The sequence below is a fragment of the Brachybacterium subflavum genome (assembly GCF_009299795.1).
In the GTDB taxonomy this organism is placed as follows: domain Bacteria; phylum Actinomycetota; class Actinomycetes; order Actinomycetales; family Dermabacteraceae; genus Brachybacterium; species Brachybacterium subflavum.
The window spans coordinates 66,475-92,792 of record NZ_VIGP01000007.1 but is presented as its reverse complement, the minus strand read 5'-3'; the positions used below and the strand labels follow the sequence as shown (position 1 = coordinate 92,792).

22 protein-coding genes are annotated in these 26,318 nt (G+C 74.4%); 12 read left to right on the top strand and 10 right to left on the bottom strand.

Translation table 11 applies throughout. From position 1 onward, the window contains the following. Positions 1-6: 6 nt before the first annotated feature. Complete coding sequence (locus FHG10_RS16160) at positions 7-2,154, top strand: glycosyltransferase (protein WP_319803217.1); 2,148 nt, start codon at positions 7-9, stop codon at positions 2,152-2,154. Between the two features lie 7 nt (positions 2,155-2,161). On the opposite strand, the gene FHG10_RS16155 is transcribed toward FHG10_RS16160, so the two are convergent. From FHG10_RS16155 to FHG10_RS16145, 3 genes are all read right to left on the bottom strand, one after another. Then, complete coding sequence (locus tag FHG10_RS16155; RefSeq protein ID WP_193636360.1) at positions 2,162-2,788, bottom strand: HNH endonuclease signature motif containing protein; 627 nt, start codon at positions 2,786-2,788, stop codon at positions 2,162-2,164. Positions 2,789-3,038: 250 nt separating this feature from the next. Then, entirely contained in the window at positions 3,039-3,737 is a 699-nt protein-coding gene (locus tag FHG10_RS16150; RefSeq protein ID WP_152354389.1) for a TIGR03089 family protein, read from the bottom strand. After that, positions 3,734-4,876: a coenzyme F420-0:L-glutamate ligase gene (locus tag FHG10_RS16145; RefSeq protein WP_152354388.1), complete on the bottom strand. Its 1,143-nt coding sequence runs from the start codon at positions 4,874-4,876 to the stop codon at positions 3,734-3,736. The genes FHG10_RS16150 and FHG10_RS16145 overlap by 4 nt, the downstream gene beginning before the upstream one ends. 166 nt (positions 4,877-5,042) lie before the next feature. On the opposite strand from FHG10_RS16145, the gene FHG10_RS16140 reads away from it, so the two are divergent. From FHG10_RS16140 to FHG10_RS16130, 3 genes are read left to right on the top strand one after another with little or no spacing between them, the layout of a single operon-like run. After that, complete coding sequence (locus tag FHG10_RS16140) at positions 5,043-5,342, top strand: WhiB family transcriptional regulator (RefSeq protein ID WP_152354387.1); 300 nt, start codon at positions 5,043-5,045, stop codon at positions 5,340-5,342. Between the two features lie 28 nt (positions 5,343-5,370). Next, positions 5,371-8,772 carry a hypothetical protein gene (locus tag FHG10_RS16135; RefSeq protein WP_152354386.1) on the top strand — a complete coding sequence of 1,134 codons (3,402 nt, stop codon included), beginning with the start codon at positions 5,371-5,373 and terminating at the stop codon, positions 8,770-8,772. Next, positions 8,769-10,352: a DUF5719 family protein gene (locus FHG10_RS16130; RefSeq protein ID WP_152354385.1), complete on the top strand. Its 1,584-nt coding sequence runs from the start codon at positions 8,769-8,771 to the stop codon at positions 10,350-10,352. The genes FHG10_RS16135 and FHG10_RS16130 overlap by 4 nt, the downstream gene beginning before the upstream one ends. 9 nt (positions 10,353-10,361) lie before the next feature. Here FHG10_RS16130 and FHG10_RS16125 read toward each other — a convergent pair whose 3' ends face one another. Beyond that, positions 10,362-10,826 carry a metallopeptidase family protein gene (locus FHG10_RS16125; protein WP_152354384.1) on the bottom strand — a complete coding sequence of 155 codons (465 nt, stop codon included), beginning with the start codon at positions 10,824-10,826 and terminating at the stop codon, positions 10,362-10,364. Between the two features lie 68 nt (positions 10,827-10,894). On the opposite strand from FHG10_RS16125, the gene FHG10_RS16120 reads away from it, so the two are divergent. Continuing rightward, a complete protein-coding gene (locus FHG10_RS16120; protein WP_152354383.1) occupies positions 10,895-11,263 on the top strand; it encodes a DUF3499 domain-containing protein in 369 nt (122 codons plus the stop codon). Continuing rightward, positions 11,256-12,917 (top strand): phosphohexomutase domain-containing protein, encoded by a 1,662-nt coding sequence (locus FHG10_RS16115; RefSeq protein ID WP_152354382.1) that lies wholly within the window; start codon positions 11,256-11,258, stop codon positions 12,915-12,917. Before FHG10_RS16120 ends, FHG10_RS16115 begins: the two co-directional genes overlap by 8 nt. A 30-nt stretch (positions 12,918-12,947) precedes the next feature. Here FHG10_RS16115 and FHG10_RS16110 read toward each other — a convergent pair whose 3' ends face one another. Next, positions 12,948-13,802: an RDD family protein gene (locus tag FHG10_RS16110; protein WP_227488325.1), complete on the bottom strand. Its 855-nt coding sequence runs from the start codon at positions 13,800-13,802 to the stop codon at positions 12,948-12,950. A gap of 116 nt (positions 13,803-13,918) precedes the next feature. Between FHG10_RS16110 and FHG10_RS16105 the strand changes: the two genes are divergently transcribed. Further along, the gene (locus tag FHG10_RS16105) at positions 13,919-14,914 is read left to right on the top strand and encodes a stage II sporulation protein M (protein ID WP_152354381.1); all 996 of its coding nucleotides are present in this window, start codon (positions 13,919-13,921) and stop codon (positions 14,912-14,914) included. A gap of 18 nt (positions 14,915-14,932) precedes the next feature. Here the strand turns inward: FHG10_RS16105 and FHG10_RS16100 are convergent, their stop codons facing one another. From FHG10_RS16100 to FHG10_RS16080, 5 genes are read right to left on the bottom strand one after another with little or no spacing between them, the layout of a single operon-like run. Continuing rightward, a complete protein-coding gene (locus FHG10_RS16100) occupies positions 14,933-16,237 on the bottom strand; it encodes a DUF58 domain-containing protein (RefSeq protein WP_227488324.1) in 1,305 nt (434 codons plus the stop codon). A gap of 10 nt (positions 16,238-16,247) precedes the next feature. Beyond that, the gene (locus tag FHG10_RS16095; RefSeq protein WP_152354380.1) at positions 16,248-17,255 is read right to left on the bottom strand and encodes an AAA family ATPase; all 1,008 of its coding nucleotides are present in this window, start codon (positions 17,253-17,255) and stop codon (positions 16,248-16,250) included. After that, a complete protein-coding gene (locus FHG10_RS16090) occupies positions 17,252-18,445 on the bottom strand; it encodes a DUF4350 domain-containing protein (protein WP_152354379.1) in 1,194 nt (397 codons plus the stop codon). The genes FHG10_RS16095 and FHG10_RS16090 overlap by 4 nt, the downstream gene beginning before the upstream one ends. Then, a complete protein-coding gene (locus FHG10_RS16085; protein ID WP_152354378.1) occupies positions 18,442-19,056 on the bottom strand; it encodes a DUF4129 domain-containing protein in 615 nt (204 codons plus the stop codon). Before FHG10_RS16085 ends, FHG10_RS16090 begins: the two co-directional genes overlap by 4 nt. Positions 19,057-19,062: 6 nt before the next feature. Beyond that, positions 19,063-20,196, bottom strand: coding sequence for a glycerophosphodiester phosphodiesterase (locus FHG10_RS16080; protein ID WP_227488323.1), 1,134 nt, complete (start codon positions 20,194-20,196; stop codon positions 19,063-19,065). 150 nt (positions 20,197-20,346) lie between these two features. Between FHG10_RS16080 and mtrA the strand changes: the two genes are divergently transcribed. From mtrA to hpf, 5 genes are all read left to right on the top strand, one after another. Beyond that, positions 20,347-21,033 (top strand): MtrAB system response regulator MtrA, encoded by a 687-nt coding sequence (gene mtrA, locus FHG10_RS16075; protein ID WP_152354376.1) that lies wholly within the window; start codon positions 20,347-20,349, stop codon positions 21,031-21,033. Between the two features lie 35 nt (positions 21,034-21,068). After that, on the top strand, positions 21,069-22,823 hold the full coding sequence (gene mtrB / locus FHG10_RS16070; RefSeq protein WP_152354375.1) for an MtrAB system histidine kinase MtrB: 1,755 nt from the start codon (positions 21,069-21,071) through the stop codon (positions 22,821-22,823). Beyond that, positions 22,816-24,519, top strand: coding sequence for a GerMN domain-containing protein (locus FHG10_RS16065; RefSeq protein ID WP_152354374.1), 1,704 nt, complete (start codon positions 22,816-22,818; stop codon positions 24,517-24,519). Before mtrB ends, FHG10_RS16065 begins: the two co-directional genes overlap by 8 nt. A gap of 105 nt (positions 24,520-24,624) precedes the next feature. Further along, positions 24,625-25,425: a ComF family protein gene (locus FHG10_RS16060; RefSeq protein WP_227488322.1), complete on the top strand. Its 801-nt coding sequence runs from the start codon at positions 24,625-24,627 to the stop codon at positions 25,423-25,425. Positions 25,426-25,565: 140 nt separating this feature from the next. Then, on the top strand, positions 25,566-26,273 hold the full coding sequence (gene hpf, locus FHG10_RS16055; RefSeq protein ID WP_152354465.1) for a ribosome hibernation-promoting factor, HPF/YfiA family: 708 nt from the start codon (positions 25,566-25,568) through the stop codon (positions 26,271-26,273). The last annotated feature ends 45 nt before the right edge of the window (positions 26,274-26,318 follow it).

Sequence of the window (26,318 nt, the reverse complement as noted above, 5' to 3'; positions counted from 1 at the left end):
CCCACAGTGAGCATCACCAGCACCCCTGCGACAGCCCTGCCCTCCTCCGCGGAGGCCGACGGCGCGAGCACCCCGTCGACCCCGCAGCGTGTGATCCAGCGGCTCATCATGCCGCTCGTGCCGACGCCGGACATCGTGCCCCTGTACGTCGAGGCCCACACGGCCCGCTCGGGCATCTCGACGGCCTCGTTCGGCCTCGGCGGCGAGGAGGAGGAGACCCACGAGGCCTCCGCTCCGAGCGCGGAGAACCTGACGACGGACGTCGACGAGCTCAGCGCGCGCCACAGCATCGAGGTGGGCCCGCACTCGGTGCGCTCCTTCGGCACCTACTTCAACGCCTTCCCGGCCGGCTACTGGCGGCGCTGGACACCGGTGCGCTCCGTGCGGCTGACCGTGAGCACCTCCGGCAGCGGCCAGGTCATCGTCTACCGCTCGAACGCGCGCGGGGCGATCCAGCGCCACGAGTTCCGCACGGTGCGCGAGAGCACCGAGTCGGTCTTCGAGCTGCCGCTCACGGCCTTCGGCGACGGCGGCTGGTACTGGTTCGACGTCATCGCGGGGGCCGACCCGGTCGCCGTCGTGAACGCCCAATGGACGGCCGACGCCGACATCGCCCGCACCGAGGGCACCTTCTCCATCGGCATGACCACGATGAACAAGGTCTCCTACTGCCTGGACAACATCGGGCTGATCAGCCGTGACCAGGACCTGCGGGAGCGGCTGGACGTCATGTACGTCGTCGACCAGGGGACCGACCGTCTCAGCGACCACGAGGAGCTCGGGCCGCTGCAGGCGGCCATGGGCGAGCAGCTGCAGCTCATCGAGCAGGGCAACATCGGCGGCTCCGGCGGCTTCTCGCGCGGCATGTACGAGGCGGCGACCAACGGACGCTCCACCTACGTCATCAACTGCGACGACGACATCGACATCGAACCCGAGTCGCTGCTGCGCATGCTGACCTTCGCGGACTTCGCGACCACGCCCATGCTCGTGGGCGCCCACATGTTCGACCTCAACAACCGCTCGGTGCTGCACGCCTTCGGCGAGGGCGTCGACCCCTGGGCGATCCAGCCTCGCGTCGTCAGCCCCGGCGGACGCCTCGGACACGACTTCGGCTTCGAGCCGCTGCGCTCGACGCCGTGGCTGCACCGCCGCGCCGACGTCGACTACAACGGCTGGTGGACCTGCCTGATCCCCACCGAGACCGTGCGCGCGATCGGCCTCAGCCTGCCGGTGTTCATCAAGTGGGACGACGCCGAGTACGGGCTCCGGGCGAAGGCCGCCGGCTACCCGACGGTGTCCCTGCCCGGCGCGGCGGTCTGGCACATCACCTGGACCGACAAGAGCGATGCCCTGGACTGGCAGGTCTACTTCCATGAGCGCAATCGCCTCATCACCGCGCTGCTGCACTCGGTCTACGAGCGCGGCGGCCATGTGATCACCGAGTCGCAGAGCATCGACTTCAAGCACATGATCTCGATGCAGTACTTCACGGAGACCGCGCGGCTGATGGCGCAGGAGGACGTGCTGCGCGGGCCCGGCGGGCTGCACGACCAGATCGGGACCAAGCTCCCGGAGCTGCGCGCGATGGCCGAGCAGTACGACGACTCCGCGACGCTCACCGACGCCCAGCAGTTCCCGGCCGTGCGGATGGCGAAGCCGCCGCGCAAGGGTCGCGGGTTCGCGCCGCCGCGCCGTTCCCGGCTGCCGCTGTGGGCCGCGCGCACGATGGCCCGCCAGATGTTCGCCCCGCCGCGCGAGACCTCCCGGCTGCACCCGCAGGCCGAGATCCCGCACCTGGACGCGAAGTGGTGGACGCTCAGCCACTTCGACAGCGCCGTGGTCTCCAACGCCGACGGCACGAAGCTCGCCTGGTACAAGCGCCGTCCCGCTCACGTGCGGGAGATGTTCGCGCGCAGCCTCCGCACCCACGCGGATCTCTACCGCCACTGGAACGACCTGCGCCGCCAGTACCGCCGGGCCGCCGCGGGGCTCACCTCCTTCGAGGCCTGGGAGAGGACCTTCGCCGCGAACCCTGCTCCCGAGAGGAAGCAGGGTGTGAAGGAGAAGGGCACCCAGAAGGATTCGGGCTCGACGGAGGGATCGACGCCCTCGCAGTCCGACGGCACGTCGGCGAGCGAGTCCGTCGCCTGAGAGCCGCTCACTCGTCGGGGTCGGGGTCCAGGTCGTCCTGTCCGTCCCCGGTGCCGGACTCATACAGCGCATCGACGACGTCCCTCAGGCGGAAGCCGAACCCGGCGGTGGTCGGCGCGATCCTCGTGTCCCCCTCGCCCCGCTGGTAGCGCGGCCCGCTCTCGCCGTCGCGCACGAGTGGGTGCTCGGGCTCCAGCGGGACGATGACCGCGTGCTCGAGCACCTGTGGCCAGTGCACCTGGACCGGGGTGCCCGCGGAGTCGACCACCTCGAAGCGCGGGCCATCGGCCGGAGCGTGCGGCGCCGATGATCGCGCCGGCCGGATCGTCAGCCCGCCCTCATGGACGAGGACGTGATGACGCCGGCACAGCAGCACGAGGTTCTCGATGTCCGTGTCGCCGCCGTGCGACCAGGGCACGAGGTGGTGGGCATCGAGGTGCTTCGTCTGATGGCACCCGGGGAAGCCGCACATGCGCTGGGCGACGCGCAGGGCTCGGCGCTGTGCGCGGGAGGCGAGTCGACGGGTGCGTCCGAGGTGCAGGATCTCCCCGTTCTCATCGGTGACCAGCAGCGCGAGCAGCCCCGTGCAGGTCAGCCGCTGCGCCGTGGCGGCCTCGAGCGGCCCGGCCCCCACGATCTCGCAGCGGTTCCGTAGGGGAGGAGTCGCGGCAGACACATCGAAGGGGCCCGCTGAATGCGTACCAGCGTCTGTCGCAGACGTTCCCGCGGGAACGTCACCTGCTGCCAGATCTGTCAGATCCCTGCCGGGTGGCGAGGGGGCGGTGGGACATTCCGGACACCAGTGCGGAGGCTGTGGACGACGAGGATGTGGGGAGGAGCGGCGGGCCCTGAGTCTGCGGGGCAGCTGACCCGAGGAGGTGCCTCTATGCCTCGCGCGCATCCTCCTGCTGGGCCTGGTGGGGCGTGACCGACTCCGCCGGGCCGACGATCCCGCGGCCGTCGAGCAGTGCCGCGAGCAGCACAGACGAGTCGGCGAGGCCGTCGTCCACGACCAGGAGACGGGATCCCGAGGCCTCGGTGAGGGAGGTCGGCAGCGGGGAGGGTTCGGGACCCGCCCAGGTGCCGAGCGGCACCGAGAGGTGATCGGGGTGCGCGCGGACCTCCTGGGCCCAGTCGTGGACGAGCGGCGGCAGCTCGCCGTCGAAGCGGAGGGAGAGGGAGCGCGCGTCCAGGGCGAGGACCTCGTCGGCGTCGTCGGCGCGCGCCGCGGAGCCGGGGCGGTCCGTGGCCAGGACGCGCACCTCCCCGTCGGAGGGGAGCGCGGGGTCGGTGCCCGCACCGTCGCCGATCGCGACGCGTGCGCCCAGGCCCCAGGCGGCGAGGGCGAGCACGAGGCGCTTCCAGTGCGGAGGGAGGTCGAGCAGCACGAGGTCGTCGCGCTCGAGCATGACCTCCGCATCGAGGTGGCCCACGGTCTTGATCACCCAGTTCGCCAGGACGTGGCCGGAGAGCTCGATCCGGCTCTGCTCCCCGTACCAGACCAGGGCGGGCCGCGGGCCGAGCGCCTCGAGGGAGGAGAGCAGCGCCTGGAGGGAGGGCAGAGGGGGAGGGGAGGAGGTCATGGCTCCATCCTCGCGCGGGGCCCCTCGATGCGCACGTCGACGGGCAGTTCGCGGGCGATGGACTCTGCGCCGATCGCGGCGCGCAGGCGCTCGGCGAACGCCCCGGCCGCCGCCCAGGATCCGCCCCGGTCGTCGTGCGGGCGCACCACCAGCGCGAGCCGCCCGGTCGGGCCGGGGCCCTCGTCCTCGAGGAGAGGCGCGGAGGGCGGAGAGGAGGGGCGATCGGGGTCGACGGCGGGGACCGTCGGGGCAGGCGTGCGCGCGATCTCGATCGCCCGGTGCAGGCGCAGCGCGTCGGACTCCGGGTCCATCGCCGCGACCGGCTCGTCCTCGGCCGCGACGCCGAGGGCCTGCCAGACGGACTCGAGGCTCGGGCGCCGGAACCAGTCGTCCTCCCCGGTGCGGCTGAGAGCGCGCGCGGGCACGGCGTCGGCCGGATCGACGACGACGCCGCGGAGGCCGCGGACGACGACCGCCGGCACACCGCCGGCCTTTCCCTTGACGAGGTCCGCCGCCGCGGCGATCTCGTCGGCCAGCGCTCGCACGGTGACGTGGAGGGGTCGGCCGTCGGCATCCGTGCTCCCGCGCAGGTCCTCGAGCGCGCGCAGCCCCGCCGCGCCGAGCGCGATGTCGCCGACGCCCACCCGCCAGATGCGCGAGGAGGTGTCCGAGAGCACCACCCCCAGCCGCCTGCCCGTGGCGCGCGCGAGCGCCGCGCGCAGGTCCTCGGCCTCGGTGTCCGGGTCCCCGGGCAGGAGCAGGAGGCCGCCGGGGGAGTTCGAGCCGTCGATGCCGGCGGCGGCCATCACCGGGCCGGCCGGGACCTCGACGATCGAGGTGGTGGTGCGCAGATGGCGTCGGCGGGCGACGAGGCGCACGCTCTGCTCCGCGATCGCCCCCTGCTTGGCCTCGGCGGGGATGACAAGATCCCTGGTCTTCGAGATGATCTTGGTCGACACGCACAGCACGTCGTCGTCGGCCAAGGGGGTCCCGGAGGCCTCGAGGGCGCCGAGGAGGAGCGCGGCGACGTCGTCCCCTGCACGCACCTCTCCGAGTCCGACGACCGGCAGCACCCGCAGACCGGACGAAGCGGACGGGCAGGCGGGCCCCACGGGCTCGACGGGAGGGGTCGTGGTCATCGCATCTCCTGGTCGCGGGCGTGCACCGGCTTGACGGAGCCGAGTTACACGGGTGTATTTTAGGCTGTATCCCGGCGGCTCCCCCCCCGCCTCGTCCCGAACCCCGTCGGTCGCCATGGAGCGACCTCACGACGTGAAGCGTCCCCCTGAGGAAGGAACTGTGCCGATGGAACGCACGCGCGACGAGGATGATGCGCAGTCGGAGGAATTCTCCCTCCTGCAGCTGGTGGCCGACGGCGAAGAGGCCGAGGTCTCGTGGCAGGAGCGTGCACTGTGCGCACAGACGGACCCCGAGGCCTTCTTCCCCGAGAAGGGCGGGTCCACGCGCGAGGCGAAGAAGGTGTGCGTCTCCTGCGAGGTGCGTGCCGAGTGCCTCGAGTACGCCCTCGAGAACGACGAGCGCTTCGGCATCTGGGGCGGCCTCTCCGAGCGCGAGCGGCGCAAGCTCAAGCGCCGCGCCGTCTGAGCGGCCCCGTGACCCAGCCCCGCCGCCTGTGACTTCGCGCGACGTCACCGCCGTCCTCCTGCTCGGCGGACGCGACGACCCCGAATCCCTCTCGACCGCCCTCGCCGCCCTCTCCGCCCAGGAGAGGGCGGCCGATCGTGTCGCGGTGATCGCCCGCGGGCAGCTCGGCGAGGAGCGCGAGGCCCAGGTCGCCGCGCTCGCGGCGGACGGCACGATCGACGAGGTGCTGAGGATCGCCGCCGGCGCGGGGCTCGCGAGCGCCGTCCGCGAGATCACGACGTCCCTGTCCAGCGGGGTGCTCACGAACGTCCGGCAGAAGGACGTCTCCGAGGCCGCCCCGCGCGCCGGCGGTCACATGCGCCCCATCGACCGCGACGCGCACGAGCGGGGGCTCGTGCGCGAGGCCGAGGAGACGGCGCAGATCCCGACCCGCCTGCGCGAGGGCGGCTCGGCGATCGCCGCGCCGCCGGCCGGCAGGCGCCGCGCCTCCGCCGATTCCGAGAGCTGGTTCTGGCTGCTCACCGAGGACGCGCTGCCCGGCCGCGCCTCCCTGCGCGCCCTCGTGGATGCCGCCGAGGCCTCGCCCACGGCCGCGCTCATCGGCTCCAAGCGCCTGCGGCCCGCGGCGTCAGGCGGCGACGACGGCACGAGCACCTCCCGGCCCACCGCCGACGACGCCGACGTGCTCGTGGACGTGGGCGTCACCCTCACCCACAGCGGCCGCATCGTCACCGGCGTCGAGCCCGGCGAGATCGACCAGGGGCAGTCCGACTGGCGGCACGACGTGCTCGGGGTCGCACTGCCCGGCCTGCTGGTGCGCGAGAGCACCCTCGCGAGACTCGGCGGCACCGACCCCGCGCTCGGCTCGCCCTTCGCCGAGATCGACCTCGGTCAGAGGGTCTGGCGCGGCGGCGAGCGGGTCGAGGTCGCTCCCGACGCGCGGGTGCTGGCCCCGCACCGCGAGGCTCCCGCCCCCGCCCTGCTGCGCGAGCACCGGCGCGGGCAGATGCTCCTGCTGCTGAAGCACCGCCCGCTGCTGGGCGTCGTGCTCACCCTTCTGCTGAGCATGCCGCTGGGGACCCTGGCACGGATGCTCGGGCAGGTGGCCGCACAGGCGCCCCGGCTCGCCCTCGCAGAGCTCCGCGGGACCCTCGCCGCCTACCGGCGGGCGCCCGGCGTCATCGCCCGCGGCGCGCGGGCCTCCCGCAGGGCGCTGGTGCCCCGGCGGCGCCTCGCTCCCCTCTATCTTCCGCGCACGGAGGCGCTGCGCCGCCGCCTCGAGGCGATCTGGACGCGCCTGTTCGCCGACGACGAGCGCGCCCGTCGGATCCGCCGCACCACCTGGGGGATCGCCGGCACCACCCACGGCTCCGACGACGCGGACTTCGGCCGTCACGGCGTGTGGACGATCATCCTCGCGGCGCTCGCGCTGATCGCCGGGATCGTGGGCGCACGCCCGCTGCTCGCGCGCGGTCATCTCGCGGGCCCGCAGCTGCAGACCCTCGCCGACGACTGGCGGGAGCGCACGCAGGTCGCCTGGTCGAGCTGGGTGCCCGGCGGCGACGGCGGACTGGGAGCACGCGGGCCGGGCGACGCCCTGCTGCGGCTGATCGCCCCGCTCCCCCTGCCCGAGAGCGCGCTGGGAGTGCTGCTCGTCCTCGCGGTGCCGCTGGCCGCCATGGGCGCCTGGTGGGCGGCCGGCGCCCTCACCCGCGCGGTGGGCGCGCGCCTGGCCCTGGCCGTGGCCTGGGCCGTCGGCCCGCCCCTCCTCGCCTCCCTGGGCTCCGGCGCCTGGCCTCTCGTGCTCGTCCACCTGCTGCTGCCCCTGCTCGCCCTCGCGGTGGGCCGCGCCATCGGGCTGGTGCACAAGGTCTCCCAGGCCAGCGTCTCCGCGGCCGCCGCCGCGGGTCTGGTGCTGCTCGTGATCGGCGCCGTGCAGCCGGTGCTCGTGATCCTCGTCGGCCTCGCCCTCGCCCTGCTCGCACCCTTCGTGCCGGGCCGGCGGCGGCGACTCATCTGGGTGCTCGTGCCCTCGCTCGCCCTGCAGCTGCCCTACCTCGGCGTCTTCATCGCCCATCCCGCCGCGCTGCTGCACGTCGCCGGGGTCCCCGCCTCGGCCGAGGCCCCCTCGGGCCTCGAGCTGCTCGCCCTGTGGCCTGCGCCCGCACCCTCCTGGACGGCGCTCGAGGGCCTTCTCGGCGCGTCCGCGGCAGGGGCGCTGCCCGTGCTGCTGATGGCCCCGGTGATGGTGGGCGCGCTGCTCGCCCCCTTCCAGCGGGCCGACGCGGGCCGCGCGGGGCGGTACGCGATCGTGCTCGCCGCTCTCGCCATGGCGACGGCGCTGCTCGCACGCGCCGTGCCCACGGAGACCGGGGCCGAGAGCCTGCTGAGCGCACCGATCGGCGGGGTGCTGAGCCTCGCCCTGCTCTCCCTGCTCGTGGGCTGCGCGGCGACCTGCGACGCCCTGGCGCGTCGCAGCGGCCGCGAATCCGGTGCGCGCCGCGGCGCGACCGTCGCGATCGCCGGGCTCGTGGCCGCCTGCTGCCTCGTCGCCACGATCGGCTGGACCCTCAGCCTGCCCGACGCGCTGCAGGTGCACCGCACGCAGAGCGACGAGGTGCCGCAGGCCGCGAGCGACCTCGGGACCTCCGAGACGCGCGGACGCGTCCTCGTGCTCTCCCAGGGCGGCGACGACTCGGTCGACGCCCACCTCGTGGTCGACGGCGGCCCCACCGTCCAGCAGGACTCCGGCTCCGTCGCCGCGCGCGACCTCGTCGCGGCGGGCTCGGGAACCGCCGTCGACGAGGATGCCGCCTCGAACGCGCTGCGCGTGGCGACCGGCGAGCTGCTCACGGCCGACGCCGCGAGCGATCCCGTGCGCCTGCGCACCCTCGGCGTCGGCTACGTCGTCGTGCCCGGGTCCTCGCAGGACGCGCAGGCCCTCACGGACGCCCTCGACGCCTCCCCGCAGCTCGAGAAGGTCACCGAGGGCAGCGGCGGCGGCATGTGGCGAGTGGTCGACGCCGGTTCCCGCGCCGTGATCCGCCCTGCAGGGGATGACCCGTCGGCCGACGACGAGACCGCCCTCGAGAGCGGAGTGCTCGACGCCGAGGGCGATGTGGCCTCCGCACAGGGCGAGCGCATCGTGGTGCTCTCGGAGCGCCGCGAGAGCGGCTGGGAGGCGACGCTCGACGGCGAGGCGCTCGCACCCGTCACCGTCGACGGCTGGGCCCAGGGGTTCACCGTCCCCGCCGGCGACTCGGGGCACCTCGAGATCCACCGCCAGGACCCCTGGCGCCTCGTGCTCGCGATCGTGCTGGCCGTGACCGTGCTGATCACCGCCGTGGTCGCCGTGCCCTGGCGCGCCGGCCCCGGGCGGCGTCGGGGCGAGGAGCCCTGGCAGGAGAGCCAGGAGAGTGGTGCCCTGTGACCCGATCGATGCGGCCCGCACTGGCCCTCGCGAGCGTGGTGCCGATCCTGGTGCTCGGGGTCGGCGCGCTCGTCGGCCCTCTCTCCGACGGGTCCCCGGACCGCTCGGTCGAGCGCGCCGAGACCACGTCCTCGCCGAGCGCCGCCGCGCTCGTGTGCCCCGGTCCCGTCCAGGTCCCGAAGGAGCTGCAGGGGAGCACGGGGGACGAGAAGCTCTCCTCGACGGGGCCGAACGGGCGCGTGGGCGTGCGCACCCTGGGCCTGGACGCGGACTCCTCGCTGCTCTTCGGCCGCGTCGCCGCCTCGAGCACGAGGCAGGACGCGGACGGCAACCCGCTCGCGCCGTCGATCACCGGCGCCGACGCCACGGGCGAGGACCTCGGCATCGACACCTCGACGGGCGACGTGGGCGCGAGCGCCCAGACCATCTCCTCGATCTCGAACGGCCCGCAGGTCACGGTGCGCGGATCGCAGGATCAGCAGGTCGTCGCGGACGCCGTGCAGTCCACGACCACGGACACCGGCGACTTCCGCTCCCTCAGCGCGACCCGCTGCACCGGCGCCTCCACGCAGGCGACCTTCCTCGGCGCCTCCACCGCGAGCGGCGCGAGCGCCTCCCTGCTGCTGCGCAGCACCACCGACCGGCCCGCGACGGCCTCGATCCAGGTCTGGACGGCCGACGGCCCCGCCGACATGGGCGGCCGCTCACAGGTCGTGGTGGCCCCGGGGAAGGAGGAGCGCGTGCTGCTCGAGTCGATCGTCCCCGACCAGGAGGTGATCGGCGTGAGCGTGAGCACCGTCGGCGCGCCGCTGGCCATGTCCCTGCAGGACACCGAGCGCGACGGTCTCACCCCGCTGGGCGGCGAGATCCTCTCCGACCTGCCCGAGGCCTCCCGCACCTCCGTGATCCCCGGCGTGCGCATCGGGAAGGGCACGAGCGCGCAGGTGGTGCTGATGAACGAGTCGGGCGCGGACGCGCACGTGCAGCTCGCCGCCCATGACGCCGAGGGCCCCGTGGACGTGTCCCGGCTCGACGACGAGGTCACCGTGCCCGCGGGATCCGTCACGACCGTCCCCGTCGAGGGCATCGCCGGGGACTTCGCGATCACCGCGGAGTCCGACCAGAAGGTGAGCGCCGCGGTCCGCTCGCGCGTGCGCTCCGAGAAGAAGCTCGGCAAGACGATCGGCAAGCCCTCCGACCTCGCGGTCGCCCAGGCCGCTCCGGCGCTGCGCGACTCCGGGGTGATCGCCCTTCCGGCAGACGGCGCCCACGGCGCCCTCTCCCTGGCCGCGACCGCCGACACCCACGCCACCGTCATCCCCGTCGGGGCCGACGGCGGCGCGGGGGAGAGCGTCGAGCTCGACCTCGCCGGCGACAGCGCGACCGACATCCCCGCAGGAGACCTCACGGGCACGAAGGGCGGCATCGCCGGACTCGTCGTGATCCCGGACGACCCCGATGCGGTCCACGCCGGCTGGATCCAGACCGAGTCGGACGCGAAGGCGGGGCCCCTGCTGACCTCCGTGCCCGTGGTCTCCGCCTCGACCGGCGGCTCGGGGACGACGGTGCGCCTGGACTGAGGGGCGCTGCTAGCCCTCGCCCCAGGCCTCGGGGTCCACGTCCTCGGGGTCCAGGTGCAGCAGGGAGGCGATCTGGTCGGCCAGGACCTGGCGCACCAGCAGTTCGAGATCCCCGGGCAGGGAGCAGCGGGTCTGGATCGGCCGACGGAACAGCACCGCGCGCGGCGGATGGTCGCGGTCCGCGGGGAACGCCCGGCCGAGCGCGACCGCGCTCTCCTCCCACGGCGCCGGATCCGTGAGCGGTACCTCCTCGACCGCGACCTCGAGATGCTCGAGGCGCCGCGGGTATCGCTCCACGAGCGCGCGGGCCGCGTCGAGCACGGTGTCCTCGAAGAGCTCGCGCCGGGAGAGGTGACCGGGCAGGTGAGCAGGCAGCAGGTCCCCGCGCAGTCCGCGTCCGTGCCTGTCACGGCGCCGTCCGCGGGAGCGGCCCACCGGGCCCGGGGCGCCGCCGAGAACTCGCTGACCCGTCATGCATCGCACTCTAACGCGCTCGTGTCGCGGGCCGCGGCCCGGCTCGCCCACTGCGTACACTCGAGGACGTGCCTCATCGCGACTGCTCGAAGACCGGCTGCACCCGTCCCGCCGTCAGCTCCCTGACCTTCGTGTACGAGGACTCGACGCTCGTGGTGGGACCGCTCGCCCGCACCGCCGACCCGAACGCCTACGACCTCTGCGAGGAGCACGCGTCGCGGATGACGCCGCCGCGCGGCTGGACCATGCTGCGGGTCGCGGGCAGCGCCGATGCCGTCGACGACCTCGTGGCGCTCGCCGCGGCGGTCGACCCGCGCGAGGCGGCGGACGCCGCCGGTGCCCCGCCGGCCGCCCGCGACGCCGCGCGCGCCAGCGGCCGCCCCGAGTCGCCTCGCGCCGAGCGTCACCTGCACGTCGTGAGGTCGAGCGATGACTGAGCGCGATCTGCGACCGATCGTCCTGGCCAACGACGTGCGCGGCGTCGCCGGCGTGACCCTGGACGAGGACGTCGCGCGGGCCTTCGGCGCCGCGTTCGCAGACAGCCTCGAGGCCAAGGACCTGATCCTCGGCCACGATATGCGCGTGAGCTCCCCGCAGCTCGCACGCGCCTTCGCCGAGGGGGCGGTGCGCCGCGGAGCCACCGTGGGCCTCGCCGGGCTGAGCGCGACCGACCAGCTGTACTGCGCCTCGGGCCTGTACCGGGCGGCGGGCGCCATGATCACCGCCTCCCACAACCCCGGTCAGGACAACGGCATCAAGCTGTGCCTGCCCGGTGCGCGCCCGATCAGCCGCGACACCGGCATCGGCGACCTGCGCGTGCGCGCCGAACAGCTCCTCGAGGAGGGGGAGATCCCCGAGATCCCGGGCGGGCGTCTCCAGGAGCTCGACACCCTCGAGGACTATGTCGCGACCGTGCTGAGGCTCGCCCCCGTGCCGAGCACCCGCCGGCTGAAGGTCGTCGTCGACGCCGGCAGCGGGATGGCGGGGCTCACGGTGCCCGCCGTCGCCGCGCATCTGCCGAGCGTCGAGGTGATCGGGCTGCATCTCGAGCTCGACGGCACCTTCCCGCACCACCCCGCGGATCCGACCGATCCCGCGAACCTCACCGATCTGGCCGCGCGGGTGCGCGAGGAGGGCGCGGACCTGGGCCTCGCCTTCGACGGCGACGCGGACCGTTGCACCGTGGTCGACGAGACCGGCGCCCCGGTGCCGCCCTCGGCCGTGACGGCGCTGATCGCCGAGCGCGAGATCGCCCGGGCCCGCGCCCGGGGCGAGGAGGCCCCGACGGTCGTCGCGAACGTCGTCTCCTCGCGGCACGTCGCCGAGGCCGTCGAGGCCGCGGGCGGACGCTTCACGGTGACTCCCGTCGGGCACTCGCTCATCAAGGCGATCATGGAGCGCGAGGACGCCGTGTTCGGCGGCGAGCACTCCGCCCACTACTACTTCCGCGGGTTCTTCCGCGCCGACTCCGGCATGCTCGCGGCCCTGCACGTGCTCGCAGTCCTCGCCGAGAGCACGGAGGTCATGTCTGCGCTGGTCGCAGTGCACACGCCCTATGCCGCGAGCGGGGAGATCAATCGCCGTCCCGCATCTGCTGCGGCGGTGCGCGAGGCGGTCTGCGCGGCCTTCGCCCCGCGCGAGGGGGTCGAGATCGACGAGCTCGACGGGCTGACCGTGCGGCACTGGGGAGCGGACGGGGAGCAGTGGTGGTTCTCCCTGCGCTCCTCCAACACCCAGCAGGCGCTGCGGCTGAACGTCGAGGCGGCCGACGAGGACACCATGCGGGCTGTGCGCGACGAGGTGCTCGGGATGATCGACGAGGGCACGGGCAACGACACGGTGCACGACGACACGATGCACGACGACACGGTGCACGAGGACGAGAGCGGGGGCGGGGTCGCGATGAGCAGCGAGGCCGGATTCGACGGGCCGGCGTGGCTGCGCCGGATCCTGCGCTGCCCCCGGTGCGGGGCGGAGCTCTCCGACGCAGCCTCGCAGGACGGCGCGGCCGACGTGCTGCGCTGCGCCGAGCAGGGGCACGAGTTCCGCATCCGCGGCGGCATCCCCGTGCTCATCGCCGGGCGCGACTGACCTCTGCGCCCTCCCGCGCCGCGACGGCGGCTACTGCGCGAAGGGCACTGCGCGCACGTCGGCCGCGAGCTCGCGCTCGCGCTCGGCGGCGGCGCGCAGCTTCTCCTCGTCGCGCCGGGAGCGCTCGGCGAGCACTGCCCGCAGGAACATCTCGGGATCGGTCCCCGGAGGGGGAGCCGGCGTCACCGAGGACATGGTGCGCTGCAGCAGGTCCCGGGCGATCTCGCGGCGCGACTCCGGATTCAGCGAGTGCGCGCGGGGCAGGAACGAGCGCACGTCCTGCAGCAGCGGCAGGGGCAGTCGGCCCACGTCCGCCCCGGCGGCCCAGGCCTGCAGCTCCTCGGGCATGCGCTCGCGCACCGGGCGGGGGGCGCGCATGCGCTCCTGGATCACCATGGTGCCGGCGAGCATGTCGCCGAGCCGTCGGGATCGGCGGTCGACGAGCGCGGTGACCAGGGCGATCGCGCCCGTCGTCGACCAGATCTCGAGCATCCCCATGAGCGCCCGCAGCAGGCTCTGGCGCGCATGCACCGGGCCTCCGTCCTCGCGCACCACACGGGTGCCCGTCGCCAGGCGCCCCAGGCTGCGTCCGCCCATCAGCAGCTCGGTGAGCACCGGGTAGCCGAGGAAGGCGAGCACGCTCACGAGGACCATGGCGGCCTGCACGAAGCCGGCGTCCAGCCCCGTGCGGGAGGCGAGGGCGACGACGCCCACCGTCGACCCGATGCTGAGGGCAAGCATGACGGCGCCGTCGACCAGATAGGACAGCAGACGGGTCGCGAAGGAGGCGGGGCGCAGGTCCAGGTGGACGGCCTCGCCGGTGACGATCGCATCGCGCATCGCGCTCGGGGCGCTCCCGCTCGTCGGACCCGCTGCCATGGACATGCGCCCAGTCTCCCATCGGCGGCCGCGGGAGGCCTCACCCGGTGGTCGACGAGCGCACCGCGGCGCCTCGACTTTCGTCGCACGTGCGCTCCGCGCGCCTCGCCTACGCTGGCGAGGTGGACACCGACGCCTTCATCGCCGTGCACCGCGAGGACTGGGACCGCCTCGGGGTGCTCACCCGCGCCCGCGACCTGGACGCCGCGGGCATCGACGAGCTGATCGCGCTGTACCGGCGCACCGCGACGCACCTGTCCGCGGTGCGCTCGACGAACCCCGATCCGGTGCTCACCGCGCGCCTGTCCGTCCTGCTGCAGCGCGCGCGGCTGCGGATCACCGGGGCCCGGGTGCCCCTCTGGCGGCGCGTGCGGGACATGCTCTGGGAGGACCTGCCCGCCGCCCTGCACGAGGCCCGCTGGTGGGTCGCCGGATGCGCCGCGCTGCTGCTCGTCACCGCACTGGCGTCCGGGCTGTGGTTCGGCCTGGACCCGTCGGCCCGCTCCGCCGTGCTCACCGAGGCGGAGCAGCGCCGGCTCGCCCAGCACGACTTCGTCGGCTACTACTTCCAGGGCGAGGCGAGCGGCTTCGCGGCGAGCGTGTGGACGAACAACGCCTGGATCGCCCTGCAGTCCGTGGTGCTCGGCGTGACCGGCGTGTGGCCGGCGTGGATGCTGCTCAGCAACGGTCTGAACATCGGGCTCTCCGGCGGGGTCCTCGCCGCGCACGGGCACTTCGGCACGCTGCTGGTGTACCTGGTGCCGCACGGACTGCTCGAGCTCACGGCGATCTGCGTGGGCGCGGGCGCCGGACTGCGCCTGTTCTGGGCGTGGGTGCGCCCCGGACCGCTGCCGCGTGCGTGGGCGCTCGCACGCGCGGCCCGCGCCATGATCACGGTGGGCGTGGGGCTCGTGGCCGTGCTGCTGGTCTCCGGGGTGATCGAGGCCTTCGTGACGCCCAGCTCCCTTCCCGCCGCCGTGCGCATCGGCATCGGCGTCCTCGCCTGGGCCGCGTTCCTCGCGGTGATGATCGTGCGCGGACGCCGGGTGTCCCGCGCCGGGATCACCGGCGACCTCCCCGAGGAGGTCGTGGGGGACCAGGTGGCCGTCGCCGCCTGAGCGCCGCCGGCACGCGGGTCAGAGCCTGCCGGCCGCCTTGAGGGCGAGGTACTGATCGGCGACCGCCTGCGGGAGGTCGTCGGGGACGACGTCCACGACGTGCGCCCCGCAGCGCTCGAGCGCACGTGCGGTGCCCTCGCGCTCGATGCTCTCCTGCTCGGCCGACGCGGCCCGGTAGACCGCACCGATGCTCCCGCGCTCGCGCGCCATGCCCGCGAGCGCGGGATCCGCCACCGAGCCGACGATCAGCGGATGATCGGCGGCGATCCGGGAGGCGACGGGCAGCAGGCCCTGGCCCGCGGCTCCCGGCTCGATCGGGGCGAGGAGGACGACGAGGGCCCCGCGTCGCGCCCGTCGGCGGATCTCCGAGGCGACCATCTCCCAGTCGGTCTCGACGAGGGCCGGCTCGACCGGCGCGGTCGCCGCGACCACGTCGTGCAGCAGCGTGCGGGCGCTGCCGCCGTGCACCTGCACGTGCGGGACGCGGTCGGCGCACAGCACGTCCACCCGGTCCCCGGCCTGCGCGGCGAGCGCCGTGAGCAGCAGCGTGGCATCGAGCGCGGAGTCCAGCCGCGGGGCATCGCCCACCCGGCCCGCCGACGTCCGCGAGGTGTCCACGACGATCAGCACGTGACGGTCGCGCTCGGGCCGCCAGGTGCGCACCACGACGCTGCGGCGGCGGGCGGTCGCCCGCCAGTCGATCGAGCGCACGTCGTCGCCGTCCACGAAGTCCCGCAGGGAGTCGAACTCCGTGCCCTGACCGCGCTGGTGGACCGCCGCGAGGCCCTCGATCTCCCGCAGCCGGCGCGTGCGCGAGGGCAGATGGCGGCGCGAGCCGAAGGCGTGCAGGGCCAGCAGCTCCCCGGGCGCGTGCCGCGTCGCGCGGCGCTCGACGAGACCCAGCCTGCCGCGGACGGCGAGCACGAGCGCGCGGCTCGTGTGCCGACCGCGCCGGGTGGGGAGGAAGGCCTGGTCCACGGCCCGACGCTCCTGCGCGGGGATCGCGAGTGCGGCGCGCTGTGTGCGGAGGCCCGCCGTCGGGTTCCAGGCGTCGCGCAGGCGGACGTCGACGCCGCGCTCACCGGGATTCGTCACCAGCAGTCGGCCCGTGCCCTCCTCGCCGAGCCGCACCTGCCCGGGGGAGCGCCGCCGCACCAGCAGGGTCTTGGGCGAGGGTGTGAGCAGGAGGTCGAGCACCAGCAGCCCGGCCCACACGAGCGCGCACGCCAGCACGGTCGCCCAGTGCGGGACGAGCACGATCGGCAGCGCGCCGACGACGCCCAGCAGGGCGCCGCGCATCCTCAGGGCGGGCAGGTCCCTCACGTCCGGCTCCTCAGCGGGGGACCGGCACGCCGGCCAGCGTCGCGGCGAGCACCGCCTGCACCTGCGAGCCCTCGAGCTCGGCCTCGGTGGTCAGGCGCACGCGGTGGGAGAGGGTCGCCGGGGCCATGGTCTTCACGTCGTCGGGCGTCACGAAGTCGCGGCCCGTGAGGTACGCCCAGGCGCTCGCCGTGCGCAGCAGCGCGATCGCCCCGCGCGGGGAGACGCCGAGGGACAGGCTCGGTGAGCGCCGGGTGGCGCGGCACACGTCCACCACGTACTCGAGCACGCTCTGCTCGGCGCGCACCTGGCGCACCTCCTCCTGGGCGGTGCGCAGGGAGGCGGGATCGGCGACCGTGCGCAGCCCCGCCGCGGCGAGGTCGCGGGTGTCGAAGCCCTCCGCGTGGCGGCGCAGCACGTCCACCTCCTGCTCGCGCTCGGGCAGCGGCAGCACGGCCTTGAGGAGGAAGCGGTCAAGCTGCGCCTCCGGCAGGGCGTAGGTGCCGTCGAACTCGATGGGGTTCTGTGTGGCGACCACCATGAACGGATCCGGGAGGGCGCGCGGTCTGCCGTCGATCGTCACCTGCCGCTCCTCCATCGCCTCGAGCAGCGCCGACTGGGTCTTCGGGGGCGTGCGGTTGATCTCGTCGGCCAGCAGCAGGTTCGTGAACACGGGGCCCTCGCGGAAGACGAGGTCCGAGGTCGAGTTGTCGTAGACCAGGGAGCCGGTGACGTCGCCGGGCATCATGTCCGGCGTGAACTGGACGCGGCGCATGTCCACGTCGAGGGCCTCGGCGAGAGAGCGCACGAGCAGGGTCTTGGCGACGCCCGGCACGCCCTCGAGCAGCACGTGGCCGCGGCACAGCAGCGCGACCACCAGGCTGGTGACGGCCGCGTCCTGGCCCACCACCGCCTTGTGGATCTCGTCGCTCAGGGCGCGCAGGCGCTCGCGCGGGCTCTCGGGCCCGGACTCCGCCGGGACGGCTGAGGGCGGCGTCGGCTGATCGGGGAGGGCGCTCATCGGTCGATCTCCTTCTCGAGGTCGTCGAGGTCTTCGCTCAGGCGCAGCAGCTCCTGGTCGCTGCGCACGGGGGTGGGGCCCAGCAGCGTCCGCATCTGCTCGGGCATGAGGGCGGTGTGGGGTGCGAGCGCCGCGATCAGCGCGTCCAGGCGGCCCTCGCGGCGCACACCGAGCCGGGAGGCCAGTCGCACGGCGGTCCTCGCCCGCAGCGCGCGGGCCGCGGCGTCGCGGGCGTCGGCGCGATGGAGCAGGTGGGCCCGGCCCACGGTCAGCTCGCGAGCGCGCACGCTCACGGGAAGCGGCTCCACGACGACCGGGCCGAGCCGGCGCGAGACGGCGAGGAGGACGGCGAGGACGATCGCGCATCCCCACAGGGCCAGGGGCAGCGCGAAGTCCGGCAGACGGTCGAGGAGGGAGGGGTGCTGCGCGGCGAGCGGATCCGTCGGAGAGGGGACATACCAGGTGAGGGCGGGGCCCGCGTCGCCGCCGAGGGCGTTCAGGGCGACCGCCGCGTTGTCGAGGTCGCCAGCGCCCGCGTTGGTCAGCAGCGTCGCCGAGCCCAGCACCGTGACGCCCTGGCCGGTGACCACGGCCGCGCCGTCGCCCCGGCGGAAGCAGGTGTCGAAGCCGTCCCCTGCCCGGTAGAGGGTCGCGGCCTTCGCGACGTCCTCGGCCGGGCCCACGCGGATCTCGCGGGCCTTCAGGGACGCCGCCGCGCAGGAGCCGTCGGCGCTCAGGGTCGTGGTCTCCTCCAGCGCCCCGGCGGGCCGGATGCCCGGGGCCAGGCGCGCGAGGACGAAGAAGCTCGGGCGCACGAGCACCAGGTGCCCGTGGCCGCTCTCCCGGGCGTCGGCCAGACGGTCGAGCTGAGCGCCGTCGAGAGCCGAGGGATCGGTGACCAGGACGGTGCGGCCCTCGGCGAGGGCCTGCGCGGCGTCGGTCGTGTACCGGCGGACCTCGAGGTCCGTGCCCTCGCGCTCGAGGACGCGGGCGACGGCCTTGGAGCCCTGCGGCGTGGGGGCGGCGGGCTCGAGCGGGCCGTCTCGGAAGGTGCCGCGCAGGGCGACGACGACCACCGCCGCGAGCACCACGAGGACGAGCGCGACCGTGAGCACGCGGGTGGAGGCGCGCGGCCCGGGCCGCGCGGGGTCCGCGCGGACGGTGGCCGTGGTGGGCGACGGGGCCGTCATGCGGGCTCCGACTCCCGCAGCTGCGGGGTCGCCTCGGCGACGTACTCGGCCAGGCGCACCACGTCCTCGGCGCTCTTGGCGTCGACGTGATGGCGGGAGTAGGCGGCGGTGTCGAAGACCTGGGCGGCGCGCAGCAGGCGCGTGCGCACGTCGGGGAAGGCCCGGGAGGCGTCCCCGGCCGCCTCGTGCGCGGTCATGCCCTCGGCGAGGTCGAGCAGGGTGCGCTCCTGGAGATCGCGCACGAGCGAGCGCATGCCCAGCACCGCCGCGTCGCCGGGCCGTTGCTCGTCGGCCGCGGCGCGTGCCCGTCGTCGCAGCTCCTGCGCACTCAGCACGGGATCCGCGTCCAGGCGCGAGGACACGCTGAGCGCGGTGTCGCGCCGCATCCGCCCGCTGCGGCGGAGCACTGCGAAGGCCGAGAGCGCCGCGAGCAGGACGACCACCGCGAGCAGGACGATGAGCACCGAGGAGGCGCCGCCCGCGCCGCCGGTCAGCGAGCTCAGCCAGTCCTCGAGCGTCCCCAGGAGCCAGGGGAGGAAGCCCTGGTCGCGGTGGTACTCGCCGCGCGCGAGCTCCTCGAGGACCTTCCGTCGCGCCTCATCGGGATCCACGTGCGCTCACCTGCCGTCCGCGTCCTGCTGCGCGCGCCGCAGCGCGATGTCCCAGGACTCGTGGCGCATCCGCAGATCGGCGTAGAGCGCGGTGAGGCCGGAGGCCCAGAACGGCACGACGACCACGGAGGCCGCGTACGAGCCGAGCATCGTCACGACCATCAGCAGGATCATCCCCGGCACGAGGCCCGTCATCTGTGTGGCCAGCAGGATGATCACGTAGAGGACCGTGCCGACGGTCCCGAAGACTCCGGCGATCACCTGCTGCACGAGGGTGTACGAGACCGTCAGCAGCAGGGCGATCCCGAGCGCGCGCCACAGACGCCGGCCCCGGGTGAGCGCGAAGGAGCGGCGCACGCCGCCCAGCACGCTCGTGTCCTCGAGGACGAGCGCGGGGGTCGAGAAGGCGGTGCGCGCCCACACCCACAGCGAGGCCAGCAGTCCCAGGACCAGGAACACCGGCAGCGGCAGGATCGTCCACCAGTGCGCCTCGCGGACGACGAGCAGCGGCAGGCCGCCGATCAGGGAGATCACCACGAAAGCCGTGAACCCCATGAGGGAGACGAGGATCGCCGTGAGCGCGGCCCGCGGCCCGTGCGAGCGCAGCGCGGCGCGCAGGGAGGCGTCGTCGGTGCGGGAGCCGACGGCCTCCGCGAGGGCGACCCGGGTGAGGACCACGAGCACCAGCTGCATGGCCACCAGCGTGATCACTCCCGAGACCATGGAGGATCCGATGGTCGCGAGCATGTCGCCGAGCGAGGAGCCGAACGGGTCGGCGGCGCTCGAGGACGCCGCCGTGGGATCCTGGGAGATGCCCTGGAGCTGCACGGCCGTGGGCGCGATGCCGATGCCGGCGGCCACCGGGTTGAGCACGAAGGCGATGCCCAGCACGATCGCGCTGACGCCGAACACGAGCTTCGGGCGGCGGCGGTAGATCCCGACCGCCGCGGAGAAGATCTCGCCGACCCCCAGGGGCCGCAGCGGGAACAGGCCCGGGCTGCGGACGAGCTCGCGCTGCACGGGGCCGGGACGGCCCGGTGCCTCCTGCGACCCGGGCGCGGGCGACGCGGGGGAGGACGTCGTCGGTGCGCCTGCTCCCGGAGCGCTCCACGGTCCGCTCGGTCCGGTCACGTCGCTCACCTCTCGTCGTCCTCGATGGTCCATGGCGTCCGCTTCGCCGCGCCTGCCCCACCGTACGGTGCCGCGTGCCCGCGGCGGATACGACGATGGTCGAGACCTGCGACGACGTCGGTCCACGGCGGAGGACGGGACGAATGGCACAATGAGCCCATGACGACGTCCTCACGCATCCTGGTGGTCGATGACGATCATGCGATCGCGGAGATGGTGGGCATCGTGCTGCGGGGCAAGGGGTTCGACGTGGTCACCACGGCCGACGGCGCCTCCGCGCTGGACGCCTTCGACCGCCTCCACCCCGACCTCGTCCTCCTGGACCTCATGCTCCCGGGCATGGACGGCATCGAGGTGTGCCGTCGCCTGCGCCGCCACTCCGGCGTCCCCATCCTCATGCTCACCGCCCGCTCGGACACGGCCGACGTGGTCGAGGGCCTCGAGGCGGGGGCGGACGACTACCTCACCAAGCCCTTCGAGCCCGATGAGCTCGTCGCCCGCATCAAGGCGAGGGTGCGGCGCAGCGAGGCGCCCAGCACCGAGCAGCTGAGCGTCGGCGACCTGTCCATCGACGTCGACGGGCACGAGGTCCGCCGCGACGGCGAGAAGATCCCGCTGACCCCGCTGGAGTTCGAGCTCCTCGTGCAGCTGGCCCGTCGGCCCTGGCAGGTCTTCACGCGCGAGACGCTGCTCAAGGAGGTCTGGGGGTACCGCCACAGCGCCGACACCCGCCTGGTCAACGTGCACGTCCAGCGCCTGCGCTCGAAGATCGAGATCGATCCCGAGCATCCGCGCATCGTCGTCACCGTGCGCGGCGTGGGCTACCGCGCGGGCGGCGCGTCCTGAGCGTCCTGGACGCCCGGGGCGCGCGCATCACCGCCATGGACGCTGCGGACCGGACCGGGCCCGGCGGACGCGGCGACGAGCACGGGCCGACCGGGCGGACGGGGTGGCAGCGGCTGCGCCGCCTGCTGGGCCGCTACGCCCACCCGCGCCTGTGGTTCGATCCGCGGCGCTGGACCCTCGCGGTGCGCGTGGTGGCGCTGACGATCCTGCTCGCGGCGATCTCCGTGATGAGCGTCGGCACCTACCTCTCCTCCGTGATCTCCGACGGCCTCTACGAGCAGCGCCGTGTGCAGGTGCTCGAGGAGTCCACGACGATCCGCCAGGATCTGCTGGACACCCTGAACGGCACCGCGGGCGCCACCTCGACCCAGTCGCAGGACGCCGCCGCGAGCTTCATCCAGGGCCTGCGCAGCACCGACAGCGGCGCCCGGCGCGATGCGGCCCTGGTGCCCGTGGACACCACGAGCGCGACCTCCACGATCGCCTCGGACCGGGCGATGCTCGACCTCGTCGACTCCGACATGCGCAGCTCGGTCGCCGAGACCTCGGACGCGCTGGTGTGGCGCAGCGTCGGGCGCACCGACGACTCGGGCGCGACCGAGCCGCAGCTGCTCGTGGGCACCCGCGTGGTGGTGCCCGGCAGCGGCACCTACGACCTGTTCCTGCTGTACTCCCTGGGCCAGGAGCAGCAGACGCTGCAGTTCGTGCAGCGGGCCCTGCTGGGCGGCGGAGCCGTCATGCTCGCACTCGTGATGGGCATCGCGATCGTCGTCGCGCGTCTGGTCACCGCGCCCCTGCAGCGCGCCGCGAGCGCCGCGGAGAAGATCGCCGCGGGCGACCTGGGCAGCCGCGTCGAGGCCACCGGCTCCGACGAGATCGCGAAGGTGGGGCGCTCCTTCAACGCCATGGCCAGCAACCTCGAGCAGAAGATCGAGGACCTCACCGAGCTCTCGCGCGTCCAGCAGCGCTTCGTCTCCGACGTCTCCCACGAGCTGCGGACCCCGCTGACGACGATCCGCATGGCGACCTCCGTGCTCGACGAGCACCGCGAGGACTTCACGCCCGAGGTGGTCCGCACCACGGAGCTGCTCTCCGCGCAGGTGCGACGCTTCGACACCCTGCTCGCGGACCTCCTGGAGATCTCCCGCTTCGACGCCGGGGCCGCCGTGCTCGACGCCCGCCGCCACGACCTCGGGGACCTCGTCATGCGCGCCGCCGAGGACGCCCGTCCCCTCGCGGGCTCGCGCGGCTCTCTGCTGGACGTCCAGCTGACGTCGCTGTCGACCGAGGCGGTGGTGGACTCCCGGCGCATCGACCGCGTGCTGCGCAATCTGCTCACCAATGCCATCGAGCACGGGGCCGGGCGGCCCGTCGTCGTGCGCACGGGGGCCGACGACCAGGCGGTCGCCGTCATCGTCCAGGACTTCGGCGTCGGCCTCACCCCCGAGGACGCCGAGCAGGTCTTCGCCCGGTTCTGGCGCGCCGACCCCTCGCGCGCCCGCACCCTGGGCGGGACCGGTCTGGGCCTGGCGATCTCCCTCGAGGACGCCCACCTCCACGGAGGCTGGCTGCAGGCCTGGGGCCGCAGGGGCCAGGGCGCCGTGTTCCGCCTGACCCTCCCGCGCAGACCCGGCACCCAGCTCGCGCGCTCCCCGCTCGCCCTCGAGCGCTCGTTCACCGGGATCGATCGCGGCCAGGCGAGCGTCGGCACGGTCACCGGGGAGATCCCGGTGAGGGCCGACGCGCTGCCGGCCCTGGGAGAGGACGCGGAGGTCGACGACGATGCATGAGATCGGACGCCGCGGAGTGCTGCGCGGGGCGGGCCTGCTGGGGACGGCGCTCGCGCTCGGCGCGTGCGCGCGCATCCCCACCTCGGGCGACGTGCACCGCGAGAGCCTGAGCGGGGCCGCGGCCTCCGACGTGCCCTACGTGCAGCCGCAGCCGCCGGCCGACGGCGCGAGCCCCGAGCAGATCGTCTCGGGCTTCGTGCTCGCGGGCGTCGGCCCCGAGGACGACTTCGGAGTCGCCCGCCAGTACCTCACCTCCTCGGCGCGCGCGAGCTGGGATCCCGCGGCGGGGGTCACCCTGTACTCGGCGGGCACCGAGCTCGCGATCACCGTCGAGAACCGTTCGAGCGTGCACCTGAGCGTGCAGGCCGTGGGGCACGTCGACCGCGCCGGCGTGCGCACCCTCTACGGCGGCGCGAGCGCGCGCGAGGTCGCGCTCGGCGTCGTGCAGGAGCACGGGCAGTGGAGGATCAGCGATCCGCCCGCGGGCATCTTCCTCTCCGACTCCGCGTTCTCGCTGCTCTTCCGCGCCGTCCGCCTCTACTTCCTCGACCCCCGGCAGATCCATCTGGTGCCCGATCCGCGCTGGTTCTTCGCGCGCGACGTCACGGCCTCCGCGCTCAGCGCGCTCGAGTCCGGCCCCGCCGCGCCCTTCACCAAAGCCGTGCGCACCGCCGTCCCCGAGAGCGCGCACCTGGGGTCGGCGTCCGTGAGCGCGGGCGGCGACGGCGTGCTCCAGCTCGAGCTGCCCGGGACCATCGCCTCGCTGGACGCAGACGCGCGCGATCTCGCGATCGCCCAGATCCAGGCGACCCTGCGCTCGGTGCCGGCGCTCTCGGACGTGAAGCTGCTGCGCGAGGGGAAGGATCTCGAGCCGCCCGCCGACGGGCCCTCGCGGGCTCTCCCCGGCCATCGTCCGATCGCCGCCGGCACCCTGGGCGTCGTCTCCCTCGCGGACGTCGGCGCCGGGACGAAGGCGGAGCAGATGGTCCCGGCGCTCGCGAAGGAGACCGTGCACGCCCCGGCGATGTCCCAGGCCTCCCCGCTCGCGGCCGCCCTGCGCAAGGACCGCTCCGCGGTCGTGCTGTGCTCGAGCGACGGCAGCGTCCCCCGCCGCGAGGTGGCCGTCGGACCCGACCTGCTGCCCCCGCGGATCGATGATGCGGGCTTCGTGTGGGCACCCACCCGGACGGGCTCGGGGGCGCTGCTCGCCCTGTCCAGCCGCAGCACCGAGGACGACGCGAAGGTCGACGCGACCTGGCTCGACGGCCGCCGGCTGCTCTCCTTCGACCTCGCGGCCGACGCCACCCGCGCGCTCGTGCTCTCGAGCGACGACGGCACCCCGCGCCTGGACCTGAGCGCCGTGGTGCGCGACGAGCACGGCGTGCCCCGCGCGCTCGCCGAGCCCGTGCAGCTTCCGACCTCGCTCGCGTCGCTGCGCTTGGCCACCTGGTACGACGAGTCCACCGCGCTGCTGCTGGGCGAGGACGCGGAGAGCTCGGCGCCGCGGGCCCAGATCATGGGCCTGCAGGAGGATGGCGATCGCCTGCCCGCGCCTCCGACCACGGTCGACTGGGTCGCGGGGACCGGCGTCACCGTCGCCGTCTGGGCCACCACGAGCGACGGCCGGCTGCTGCGCGTCGAGGGATCCTCCTGGGGCGACGTCGAGATGGATGCCCGCGACCCCTCCTTCTACTGACGCCCGTCCGCACCAGGACCGTCCGCCGGTCCTCCCCAGGGGGCCGTCGTCCACAGTCGGCGCTCCCGCCCCGCGGGCGGGGAGCCGAGGTGCTGTGCTGAGCCGATGAGGGATCCCACGCGCACCGCGGTGCCCGGCCGCAGGGCCGGGGAGCTGCTCGTCGCGATCCTGCGCGAGACCTGCGGCCTGCTCGTGCCGCTCGAATGCCCCTGCGGCGGCGAGGGGCGCCTGCTGTGCGAGGACTGCGCCGAGCTGCTCGCCGTCGAGGCCCGCCGGGTGGAGGCGGTGTGCGATGCACTGCAGCTGGTGCAGGACGTCCGGGTCCGCGTGGGGGAGGACGGCGCCCCCGCGGGCGTGGACCATCGTGCGCTGCTGCCGGTGATGGCGCTCGGCGAGTACGCGGGATCCCTCCAGGACCTGGTGCTGGCGTGGAAGAACGGCGGCAGGGCCCACCTGGTCCCGGTCCTCGCGCGGGGCCTCGCCCCGGCGGCCCGGGCGCTCGCGGACGAGGCGGGAGAGGCCTATCGAGAGCGCGGCCCCGTGCTCGTGCCCGTGCCCAGCAGGCTCGGCTCCCGCGTGCGGCGCGGGGAGGACCACACCGCCGAGCTGGCCGCGGCGATCTCCCGCCGCACGGGACTGCCCTGGGAGATCCTTCGCGGCACGCTCGGCGAGGGGCAGGAGGGGCGCACGGCGCGTCAGCGGCGCCGTCGCCACCTCGCCGTGCGCAGCGGGACGCTGCCGCGCACGCGGCGCGAGGGCGCGCCGGTGATCCTCGTGGACGACGTGGTGACCACGGGCGCGACCCTGCGGGCGAGCGCCGAGGCGCTCGGGGGAGTGGGCATCGAGGTCGTCGGGGCGGTCGTGGTCGCCTCGGCGCGCCTGCCCGCCACTCGGACGCTCCCCTGACGTCACCCAGGATTCCGTGCCATGCTGTACGTCACACTCGCAGCGGACGGGTGGATGCCTCGTACGAGGAGGTGGCAGTCGGACCAGCCAATGCGGCCGGGCTGATCATCGGCCGCGATCGTTCGAATGAGGAGGACCTCATGGAGATCAACGTCGTCGGACGCCACATGGACGTCCCGGAGCGCTTCCACCGCCATCTGTCGGAGAAGCTCGAGAAGGTCACCCAGCTCGCACCCGCGGTCATGCGGGTGGACGTGGAGCTCTCGGAGGAGAGCAACCCCCGCCAGGCCGATCAGGCAGCCCGCGTGGAGATCACCGTGCATGACGACGGCGCCGTGATCCGCTCGGAAGCCCGGGCCGATGACCTCTACGGCGCGCTCGACGTCGCCTACGGCAAGCTGTTCGAGCGCCTGCGGCGCGCCCGCGACCGCCGCAAGGACCACCGCCGCGGACGCTCCCGCGGCCGCGGGGCCGAGAGCGTGCGGACCATGGGTCACACCGGGGAGATCCCACTGCTCCCCGAGGACTCGGTGGCCGCGGCTTCGGCCGACGAGGCTCCCGCGGTCGCAGCCGCGGACGAGGACGAGACGGGCGACGCCGCCGACGAGAGCCCGGTCGTGATCCGCGAGAAGAAGCACAAGGCCGCCCCCATGAGCATCGACGATGCCCTGAACCGCATGGAGCTCGTGGGCCACGACTTCTACCTCTTCATCGACGAGGCGACCGGCAACCCCAAGGTGGTCTACCGCCGCAAGGGCTGGAGCTACGGCGTCATCGAGCTCGAGCGCGTGGAGGAGGTCGCCCTCGACATCGACCCCGAGGACGAGCTCTCCGCCCGCAGCGCCTGAGAGCGCAGCGCCCTGCGCACCCCCGCAGTGCGCCATCGACCACCG

Coding starts and splice junctions, on each gene's coding strand:
- FHG10_RS16110 (WP_227488325.1), bottom strand. CDS start 13,802: ATGTCCATGGCAGCGGGTCCGACGAGCGGGAGCGCCCCGAGCGCGATG.
- FHG10_RS16145 (WP_152354388.1), bottom strand. CDS start 4,876: ATGACCACGACCCCTCCCGTCGAGCCCGTGGGGCCCGCCTGCCCGTCC.
- hpf (WP_152354465.1), top strand. CDS start 25,566: ATGGAGATCAACGTCGTCGGACGCCACATGGACGTCCCGGAGCGCTTC.
- FHG10_RS16090 (WP_152354379.1), bottom strand. CDS start 18,445: ATGACGGCCCCGTCGCCCACCACGGCCACCGTCCGCGCGGACCCCGCG.
- FHG10_RS16140 (WP_152354387.1), top strand. CDS start 5,043: ATGGAACGCACGCGCGACGAGGATGATGCGCAGTCGGAGGAATTCTCC.
- FHG10_RS16065 (WP_152354374.1), top strand. CDS start 22,816: ATGCATGAGATCGGACGCCGCGGAGTGCTGCGCGGGGCGGGCCTGCTG.
- mtrB (WP_152354375.1), top strand. CDS start 21,069: ATGGACGCTGCGGACCGGACCGGGCCCGGCGGACGCGGCGACGAGCAC.
- FHG10_RS16150 (WP_152354389.1), bottom strand. CDS start 3,737: ATGACCTCCTCCCCTCCCCCTCTGCCCTCCCTCCAGGCGCTGCTCTCC.
- FHG10_RS16060 (WP_227488322.1), top strand. CDS start 24,625: ATGAGGGATCCCACGCGCACCGCGGTGCCCGGCCGCAGGGCCGGGGAG.
- FHG10_RS16125 (WP_152354384.1), bottom strand. CDS start 10,826: ATGACGGGTCAGCGAGTTCTCGGCGGCGCCCCGGGCCCGGTGGGCCGC.
- FHG10_RS16115 (WP_152354382.1), top strand. CDS start 11,256: ATGACTGAGCGCGATCTGCGACCGATCGTCCTGGCCAACGACGTGCGC.
- FHG10_RS16095 (WP_152354380.1), bottom strand. CDS start 17,255: ATGAGCGCCCTCCCCGATCAGCCGACGCCGCCCTCAGCCGTCCCGGCG.
- mtrA (WP_152354376.1), top strand. CDS start 20,347: ATGACGACGTCCTCACGCATCCTGGTGGTCGATGACGATCATGCGATC.